We start from the raw sequence: 10,167 nt of genomic DNA on the forward strand, positions 1-10,167 counted from the left end.
CGTTGCATATTGTTTTTGGAGTGGTAAATGATAAAGATTTAAGTACGATTATTGATTTATTACCTAAAAATGCGCACTATTATTTCTGCAAACCCGATATTCCTCGGGGATTAGATGCACAGGAGTTAAAAAACATATTAAAGCCTCATGGTATTGAAGGTTTAGCCTATAATTCTGTAAATCAAGCTTATAAAATGGCATTAGAAAATGCTACAGCTAACGAGTTTATTTTTGTTGGCGGTAGTACATTTGTTGTAGCAGAAATAATTTAAAATTTTATTAAAAAAGTTTTTGCAGATTAAAAATCTAAGTTATATTTGCACACCTAATTAAAGGGCGACTAGCTCAGTTGGTTCAGAGCATTTGGTTTACACCCAAAGGGTCAGGGGTTCGAATCCCTTGTCGCCCACAAAAAAATCCTAAAGTTTATACTTTAGGATTTTTTGTTTTATGCAATTTAATATTTTAAATAGTGCTGTCTTAAGGGATCAATCAGGTGAATTACATAGTTTATTTTTAGTTACTTATAATCTACTTTTAGTTTTAAAAAATAGTCCATTTACATAATATTTTGCAATTAACTCTGCGGTGTTTTTACATCCCGATTTATTTAAAATATTTTTTTTATGAGTATTTATAGTATGTGGTGATATAAACAACAATTTAGATATCTCATTGAATGTCATGCCTTTAGCTAAAATTTCAATAATTTCTTTTTCCCTTTTAGTGAAAATATCTCTAAATGAAATATTTTGTAATACATTACTAGTTTTATCCACAAGAGAATAACTTCCTGAAATTTTTGAATAATGGTAAGGTTGGTTTTTTGAACTAATAAAGGAAATGTTTTGATTTATAGGAATGTTTAAATAACTAATATCAGCGTGTACACACAATGTTTGCTGAATTTTACCATCATTACACAGGCTAAAAACAGATGCTTGGTGTAAAATAGTTCTATAATTCCCATCAGCATGTTTCATACGCATGACATATACACTTTTGTAATTCAATAAATCTTCGGAAGAAATTTTGTTAAAAAAAAAGTCAAATACAAGAGCTTCTTTTTCATTCATGGAAGCAAGATCTTCTGGATGCATTATTTTAAATCCTTTTTTCATTGTAAATGCTTTTGGTTCAATACCTAAAACATCTTTAATACTTTCATGAATAAAATCGATGGTAATATTCTCAAAATTTAAGATAAAATAATAATAGCTGCCGGCAGCAAACAAAGAGGTTACTTGATCTATAATTTCTAAAAGAAGTTCTTTATTATTAGGTCGATAAATGGGATTTTCTTTTCTCCAAACATTAAATACCTTGGCGCTATCTTCTTTATTCATATTTTTTATTAGCTAAGAATTAATTTAAAATTGAATGTTATTCAAAAAAGGCACTTTAAATAAAAAATATATATCTGTGAAATTTAATAAAATAAATATTACAAAAAAATTAATTTTTTCTTAGCCCAAAAGATGAATCAATTGTTTCGATAATTATTTTTAATCCACTAATTGATTTGCATTTTTGATGGACATGATTCTTAGCGATTTTTATATTTTTCGAGCAATCTTATTTTACATGAAAATACCTATTATTAGGTATTTTGTATGTTGGCGGTTTAGTTTAGGTTTACAATGCTATTAATTAATTCTCAAGGAAAATTTATATACACGTTTCGCTTACTTTAATTTAATGTCAAAATTTAGTGGCTACGCTTTTTCTTTTATAGTTAACCAATCTACTTTAACCTATTCATTGTTTGGTGCGTTTTGTTTTTAATTAAAACCACCCAATTATGAAAAAAAATTACTCGGTCATCACTTTGTTTATGTGTATTATAAGTTCCTATGCACAGCCAGTATTAAATGCTTCAGATTTCACATCCTATTATAGTTCGGATAGATATATGAATAATATGCCTATCGATATTTCAGGACTGTCACCCGGAAATTCAGGCGCTAATCAAACTTGGGATTTTTCAGTATTACCAACTTTGGTATTTCGCGGCATATCAAACGTTGTTCCCATGGCTTCAACACCAGATACTGGCACATTTCCCACTGGAAATTTTGCGATAAAAGATACTTATGACGGATTTTCAGGATCATATTATCGCTATTTTAAGATGTCATCTACAACTTTCGAATCTTTAGGGGGTTCTGATGGGGCGGGTAATACTTATTCTGAAATTAATCCAGCCATAATGTTTCAATTCCCATATACTTATAATACTGTTATTAATGATACGTATCAATATAGCGGTGATGTTGAAATCTATTCCTTTACATCAACTTATGATGGCTACGGAACATTAATTACTCCCTATAATACATTTACAAATGTATTTCGTCAAAAATATCAAGAGACTGGAGTCGATTATAGTTATGAAGAATATCGATGGTTTTCAACAAGTCCGTTTAGACTTATTATGATTATGTATTTTGATATAGACTTAAGTGATAGCGAAAGTGGCGTAATTCTATATACTAATTTTAATACCTTAAGAATAAATTCTTTCAATAAAGAGGCTTTTGTAAAAGTTTATCCCAATCCAACAACGTCAATTTTAAACGTAGAATTACCAAATGCAGTTGCTATCAATAAAATTGTTATTTCAGATATTTCTGGGAAAATTATTATGAAACAAAACAAAAATAGTTCTCATGTAAATGTAGAGAATCTGGCAAACGGACTTTATGTATTGGAGGTTTATTCCGGGAAAGACAAGTTTCAAGCTAAGTTTATAAAACAATAGAATCTAATAATGAGTCTGGTAAAATAATATTTTACAGGATTTTATTATGAAAAGTACGAACACATAAAAACTAACCAATTATGATAAAACCACTTTTTTTAATATTAATGGTATTTGCAATAAATACCTCCATAAACGCCCAAAGTTATTTTGGGTATACCTTTGATAATTATTCGGGAATTAATGGTGTTACTATAAACCCAGCCAATATTGTAAATTCTCCTTTTAAGGCGGATATTAATTTAGTTTCTGCCAGTTTGTTTGGGGGTAGTGATTATTTTGGAATTAATATTCAAGACATTTTAAAATCTGATAGTGGTTTCGATTTTGATTTAGATACCGAAAAATTCCCTAAAGACGATAACAATTTCTTTTTAAATATTGATGTTCTTGGACCTTCCTTTATGTTTAATTTAAATAATAAAAGCAGTATTGGTATAACTACCAGAGTAAGGGCTTTTTTAAATATTAATAATATAAACGGCGAATTATATGAAAGTGTCGCCGATGGGTTTGATGAGACCGAAGATTTTAACCTTAATATGAAAGATTTTAATGGCACCATTCATGCTTGGGCGGAAGTTGGGTTAACCTATGGAAGGATTCTAATAAAAAATGAAGATAATTTGTTAAAAGGAGGGCTCACATTTAAATATCTACAAGGTGCGGGGAGTGCTTTTTTTAGTGCTCCATCTGTTACCGGACAGTATAATGCAGCCGCAAATACACTTACAACCACAGGGAATTTAAACTATGGTTTAAGTCAAGAAGAATTTGATGCCGAAGATGTAGATTTTAATAATCTAACAGCAGGATTTGGAATAGATTTAGGGTTAGCTTATCAATGGAATGAAAAAAATAAAAATGTGGTAACAGACTCTATGATTCCGCGATATAGTAAATACAAACTTAAAATAAGTGCATCTATTACAGATATAGGCTCCATAAATTATATAGAAAGTGAAGTAACAACTTACGACTTAAATAATACTGTAGATGCTGCGAGCTTCGATCAAGGTGATACCAAACAAACACTTGATGATAATTACAGTAATGTTACCACACTTGGTAGCACTAAAATAAAATTACCTACCGCTTTAAACCTTTTAATAGATTATAAAATTAAAGGGAAACTATATGCAAGTTTAGCAAGTTCATTCTCGTTGGTTACCAATAATAGTCCAACGGCCAATAGTATTATTAATTCGATTACTATTGCGCCACGTATAGAAACTAGTTGGTTTAGTATTTATAGTCCTGTAAGTTTTAGGCAGTATGGCGATTTTGCCTGGGGAGCTGGTTTGCGTTTTGGACCATTAACTGTAGGTTCTGGAGCAATTCTAACAAATTTACTTTCTGATACTTCAAAATCTACCGATGTGTATTTTGGACTTAAAATACCTATTTACAGAAAATTTGAAAAGAAAATTAGTTAAAACCAACCAATTATGAAAACAACAAAAATAATAATATTACTAGTCTTTTCAATTGCTGTTATTTTTTCATGTAGCAAAAAGGATGATGATATTTCAAATTTTAAAAGCGAATCTATTGATATAGAGGGTGATTTAAATATTAATTTTGATGACTTAACGGTTGTGACCATTAATGGAGAAGCGGATGTAGATAAAAATGGCGGTTTTAATTTAGATATATCCAATACAATAGCTGAAGCACTTCCACTGTTATTTATAAAGGATAATAAAATTATGTTTGGCTATTATTCAAAAACTGGTTTGAATAATACGGTTTCTATTGATGATATATTATTTTTTTATTTCACTCTTCATCCAGAAATAGCTCTTCTAGGTTTAAAAAATTCAGAACTATTAGCTAAAATAAAACAAAATTCAAACTATAGTGAATTAGCCAGTCTTGTTAAATCATCTTTGAATGCGAATAAATCACCATTTGACAATACCTCTTTTGTTAGTCTTATAAATGCCAGTGGATTAGGTATTGGTGTTGAGGGAAGAGAATCAAAACAAGCCAAAAGTAGTAAGGAAGATGCTTTCGATTTTAGATACACATATTCAAGAGATGGTAATATAATATGGGATAAAAAGTTTCCTTTATTTGCAACGGTAGGCATGGAGGTTGTTGATGCTTCTACAGGGCTTTCTGTTTCTGGACCTCAAATATTTGATAAAAAAGGAATTGTATTGGGTCTAGGGTCGATGGCAGAATGGCTTTATGATTATCTTACTACTGAAGAGAGTGAAAATTTTGGAAAATTTAAATTGCCAAAAGAAGGGCAATATGAAATTAAATTTACAAATGGGGTAGATAATTTTGGAACTAAACCTTTAGAAGCAAAAGTTGACTTAATTAACAGGTATTACATTGGAGTTAATGTCCTTTCAATTGTTATGCCAATAGGAATTAAAAAGTGGTTAAAAGAAAATGATTGTAGAGACGCCTTAATTGACATCTTTAGAAACTTAAAACTAACTCCAGCTGAATTAGTGATAACAGATAAGATAGCCATGGATAAGTTTGTGAAAGATGTTGCAAAAGATGCTTATACAGCTGCAGTAAAATGTATTCCAAGCGTTGAAAAAAAATATTTAGATTACATTGTATCAATAACAGAAGAATTTAATAAAATTGAAGAAGCTTCAAATTTTTATCTTTTGCTTAGAGATTATGTATTCTCAAATATCCAAGGATGGGAAACGAGATATTATTATGACGGTGTTTCATTTGGAGAATTAGAATTAACAAATACTACTGGGCTTGAATTTATTACTCCAACTGGAACTGAATTTTCTGGTGAGGTAAAAAGTGAGCATACTTATTTTGCAATAGTTAATGAAACAACATTTAAATATTCAATCGACAGAAGTCCGATTCAATCCATTATAACTTCAGCTCCAGCAAATAAAGAATATGCTATTGGCTTACCATTTAATATTAATAAAACCAATTCAGGTGATGCTACACTAAAGGAAAACAATATTAATGCGACAAATATTGAAGGAAAGTTGTCTACAACTTTTATTATGGGTGAAAAAAATTCGAATTTTGAAATTAAACCAGCATTTAAAAACTCTGGGTTAGCTTCAGAATTAGTTAATTTAACACAAGTAGACTCTATTGCAATTTATAAAGCTGCTATAATTGGTAATTGGACAACAACTTGGGATGAAGATTATGATCAAGATAATACTTATGTGTTCTTACAAGAAGATAAAGTAGTTTTATATGAAAATGGTACAGGTAACAGGCTATCTACACGCTATAGTGATGGTCGTAATGATGATCATACATCGTCATGGGGTACGGATCCGTATTATGATATTAAATGGAGTTTAACAAAAAGTGGTAATAGGTACTATCTTACGTTGTATGATTTAAGATGGACGGTTAATGTCGGTGGGAAAATATCAGGATTTCCCAATATGGTATGCGAAAATGCTCCGTCTTATAGTTTTAAGACTAAAACTGTTAAAGATTAAAAGTAAACCATAAAGCAGTCTACCAAAATGACTTATACAAATTATATTATATAAAAAATGCCTACATGAGATTGTTTAAAACGGCTTTACATATTGAGAATATAATAGTACAGTAATCTTTTAAAGGAATATAATGCTGTTGGAGCATTGAGAAGCACAATCATTGAAAGTAAATTTAAAACATATGAAAAATATAATATTTACACTTCTAACATTTTTGATTTGCCACAATTTATTTGCAACAGATTATTATGTGAATGCTAATACAGGTAGTGATTCATATAATGGACTAAGTATATCAACTCCTTTTAAAACTATAAATAGAGCCGCTTATATTACGCTACCTGGAGATAATGTTTTTGTAATGAATGGAACTTATATGAGTGAGCAACCTGAATGGAGTATTGTAAATATTACTCGCTCTGGTACACCCTCAAATTGGATTACTTATACCAATTATCCTGGTCATAGTCCTTTACTTTTTTTTACTGGCAGTGGCATTTCAATTTATAATCAGGCGAGTTATATTAATATTAATGGCTTCATAATAAAGGGAAATAATGATAATTTAAACTTAGCATCGGCTCTTAATCAACCAGGAAGCTGTAATGACCCGACAAGTACAATTAACGCTTTATATAATGGAAACGGAATAACCATGTGGGCTGAACCAAACATAGAACAAATACATCATATTAATATTACAAATAATACCATATTTAATTGTCCAGCTGGTGCAATTTATGGGAGCCGATGTGACTATATCACTATAGAAAACAATATGCTGTACAATAATGCATGGTATACGATTTATGGGTCAAGTGGAATAGCTTTTTATCAAAATTCAAATTATGATAATTCGACGGGTTACAGAATGACTATTAAAAATAATCGATTGATGGGTAATTATAATCTTGTTCCCTGGTTGGTTAATTGTGGAATTTATGATGGGAATGGGATTATTATTGATGATAGTAAACACACTCAAAATGGTTCTACTGTCCCAGCATACACAGGAAGAACTCTTATTGCCAATAATATTATTTATGGAAGTGGTGGTCCTGGGGTTCACGTTTATGAAAGTGAACATGTGGACATTATAAACAACTCTGTATATTATAATCAGCAAACAGATGTAAATTTTAATGGAGAAATTGATGCAAATAATTCTAATGATATAGTCATAAGAAATAATATTATGTATTCTAAGTCAGATAAGCCAATAAATTCAGTTGTGCAAAGCGCAAATATAGTTGTAGATAATAATTTGTATTTCGGTGGAAATGGTTATTCTGTGAATGGTACGAACGCCATTAACCAAAACCCGAAATTTTTGAATCCATCATTAACTTTAATCGCAGATTTTAATTTAAATTCTTCAAGTCCTGCAATAGATGCGGGTTCATCAACCCTAGCTCCTTCAACAGATAAAAATGGAAATATCAGACCTGTTGGAGGTGGTTTTGATATTGGTGCTTATGAATTTGGGTCAGCATTAAATATCGAATCTTTTAAGCTTAAAGATAATGAAATAACAATTTATCCAAATCCTGTAGAAAAAAATCTATTTATAGATTTTAATTCTAATATTTCTCTACAAAATGTTTTTATTGAAATTTTTGATGCCACTGGAAGAAAAATAACGACATCTACTCTAAATAAAAATTCAGAGAACATTATTTCATTAAATATTGAAACACTAAATCTTAACGCAGGAATTTACTTTTTAAAAGTAAGATCTAATAATAGTAATATCTTGAAAATTCTGGTTAAAAAATAAATTTTCGAAACCATTTGTTGTTAAAAATTACTTTTTATTATTTTCTCTACAACAATTCCAAAACCCGCTCCAAAGCCATACCTCGTGAGCCTTTTATTAAAAGTAAGGTGTTTTGAAGTTTAGACATATCAGAAAGATTTTTTAAATCTTCAAATGACTTAAATTTCATGGCTTTTTCCGAATTGATTTTAGATTGAAAAAAGTTTTCGCCAACAAATATTAATTGGTCTATGTTCAGCGAAAGCGCTAAATCAGCAATCGTTTGGTGTTGTGATTTTGCCGATTTACCAAGTTCGAACATATCACCAAGAATAGCTGTTTTAAATCCAGACTGTTTTTCAAAATTTAAAAGTGCTGCACGCATACTGGTTGGGTTGGCGTTGTAAGCGTCCAGAATTATTTTATTGGTTCCTTTTTCTATAATCTGAGAGCGATTATTGGTTGGAACATAGTTTTCGATGGCTAGTTTTATTTTGTTTGGTTCAATCTCAAAATAGTCGCCAATTGTTATGGCCACGGCTATGTTGTTAAAATTATATTCGCCAATAAGCTGACTTTGTATGATGATGCCTTTGTAAAGACAAGACACAAAAGGTTGCGCTTCTACAAAACTTATAGAAACATTGGTGCCTGAAACCGTGTTGCCAAAAGTAAATACATGGGCCTTTTTAGTTTTTCTAATTTGAATGGGATCATTTGCATTAACAAATATGATTTTGTTGTTTTTTATCAAAAAATCGTATAATTCGCTTTTGCCTTTTATTACGCCTTTAACGCCACCAAAACCTTCTAAATGGGCTTTCCCAAAGTTTGTGATATAGCCATAGTCTGGTTTGGCAATGCTACTCAAAAACTCAATTTCTTTTTGATGGTTGGCGCCCATTTCAACAATCCCTATTTCGGTATCTTTTGTCATTGATAACAAGGTTAAAGGCACGCCAATATGGTTATTTAAATTACCAACGGTGGCTGTAGTTTTAAACTTTTGCGAAAGGGTTGCATTTATTAGTTCTTTTGTAGTAGTTTTTCCGTTGCTACCTGTTATTGCTAAAATCGGGACGTTTAAGTATTGTCTATGAAATGTTGCTAATTCTTGAAGCGTTTCAAGCACATCGTTTACTAAGATTGTTTTTTCTGAGGTTTTGTAAGCGTCCTCATCAATAATACAATATTTAGCGCCACTTGCTAGAGCTTGTTCCGCATACGTATTGCCATTAAAATTATCGCCTTTTAAGGCAAAAAACATATCGTTATTTTTAATTTTTCTGGTATCGGTGCAAGCACTGGTGCATTCTAAAAAAAGACGATGTATTTGTTCTATGTTCATCTGTGATACTTAATTGTTTTTTATTTGTCAGATGCAATTCGCCATTAAACTTATTTGTTGGTATGTTATGAATTGTTATGGCTTATTTCAAAAGATAAGTTTGTGTTGCAAACTTAAAAGTATTAAAAAAGTCCTAACTTTCATTAGGACTTTTTTACTTATTTTAAAAAAATTATTAATTTTTCTTTTTGGTTGTTGTTTTAGATTTAGAACCTACACGAGACATAGCACATCTAAATCCAATGTAATCGGTAGCCATATCTTGTGGAAAATAACGTCTTTGCGCTGGGTCTAACCAATACTCTCTATCTTTCCAAGAACCACCTTTGTAAACTCTTACTTCATCGTTAATTAATGAGGTTCTGTTATTCGATTTGTCGTATTGTCTAACTAATTTACCAGATGAATCTCTTGTAATAATATTTTTTGGTGAATTATACATTTTTCTGGTTTCATCTTTATTACCATTCGCTTCGTCATCTTCGTTAAAGCTTTCAAAACGGCGTGATGATTGTCTGTCGCCATCTCTAAAGTTTATCGTATTACTCTTATCGAAGTTAGTACGTAAATACGTTTCATTTTCATCTACTGGTACTTGTAAAATTTCGCCTGGTAAGTTACGAGCTACAATTTTACCGTTTGATAAGGTGTCGTAAACAATATTATCAACAGTTACTACTTTAACGGTACCATCGTCATTTATAGCATTTTTGGTATAAACGTTACCACGATAATAATTAAAGTCGTTAAATTCATCATCAACAATAGGTCTGTATACATCGGCAACCCATTCTGCAACGTTTCCAGCCATGTCGTATAAACCGAAATCGTTAGGAGCGTA

The 10,167-nt window shown here is 30.6% G+C and carries 8 protein-coding genes and 1 tRNA gene; 6 read left to right on the top strand and 3 right to left on the bottom strand.

Annotated elements, in window-relative coordinates:
* A partial coding sequence (locus tag ABYI63_RS16580) for a glutamate ligase domain-containing protein (protein WP_372757970.1) occupies positions 1 to 272 on the top strand: 272 nt, incomplete at its 5' end.
* A gap of 62 nt (positions 273 to 334) precedes the next feature.
* Positions 335 to 409, top strand: a tRNA-Val gene (locus ABYI63_RS16585).
* 115 nt (positions 410 to 524) lie between these two features.
* Here the strand turns inward: ABYI63_RS16585 and ABYI63_RS16590 are convergent.
* Positions 525 to 1,346, bottom strand: coding sequence for a LuxR C-terminal-related transcriptional regulator (locus tag ABYI63_RS16590; protein WP_372757971.1), 822 nt, complete (start codon positions 1,344 to 1,346; stop codon positions 525 to 527).
* Positions 1,347 to 1,801: 455 nt separating this feature from the next.
* Here ABYI63_RS16590 and ABYI63_RS16595 point away from each other — a divergent pair, with 455 nt between their 5' ends.
* The 4 genes from ABYI63_RS16595 (at position 1,802) to ABYI63_RS16610 (ending at position 7,999) form a co-directional block, all read left to right on the top strand.
* A complete protein-coding gene (locus ABYI63_RS16595) occupies positions 1,802 to 2,761 on the top strand; it encodes a T9SS type A sorting domain-containing protein (protein WP_372757973.1) in 960 nt (319 codons plus the stop codon).
* 80 nt (positions 2,762 to 2,841) lie between these two features.
* Positions 2,842 to 4,197: a DUF5723 family protein gene (locus ABYI63_RS16600; RefSeq protein WP_372757975.1), complete on the top strand. Its 1,356-nt coding sequence runs from the start codon at positions 2,842 to 2,844 to the stop codon at positions 4,195 to 4,197.
* 12 nt (positions 4,198 to 4,209) lie between these two features.
* Positions 4,210 to 6,219 (top strand): hypothetical protein, encoded by a 2,010-nt coding sequence (locus ABYI63_RS16605; protein WP_372757977.1) that lies wholly within the window; start codon positions 4,210 to 4,212, stop codon positions 6,217 to 6,219.
* A 184-nt stretch (positions 6,220 to 6,403) separates the two neighbouring features.
* A complete protein-coding gene (locus ABYI63_RS16610) occupies positions 6,404 to 7,999 on the top strand; it encodes a T9SS type A sorting domain-containing protein (protein ID WP_372757978.1) in 1,596 nt (531 codons plus the stop codon).
* Between the two features lie 46 nt (positions 8,000 to 8,045).
* On the opposite strand, the gene murF is transcribed toward ABYI63_RS16610, so the two are convergent.
* Entirely contained in the window at positions 8,046 to 9,326 is a 1,281-nt protein-coding gene (murF, locus tag ABYI63_RS16615; protein WP_372757980.1) for a UDP-N-acetylmuramoyl-tripeptide--D-alanyl-D-alanine ligase, read from the bottom strand.
* Positions 9,327 to 9,501: 175 nt separating this feature from the next.
* Positions 9,502 to 10,167 (bottom strand): SUMF1/EgtB/PvdO family nonheme iron enzyme (locus tag ABYI63_RS16620; RefSeq protein WP_372757982.1); only part of this gene is annotated, 666 nt, incomplete at its 5' end.

It is taken from the genome of Mariniflexile sp. (assembly GCF_041583155.1).
Classification (GTDB): Bacteria; Bacteroidota; Bacteroidia; order Flavobacteriales; family Flavobacteriaceae; genus Mariniflexile.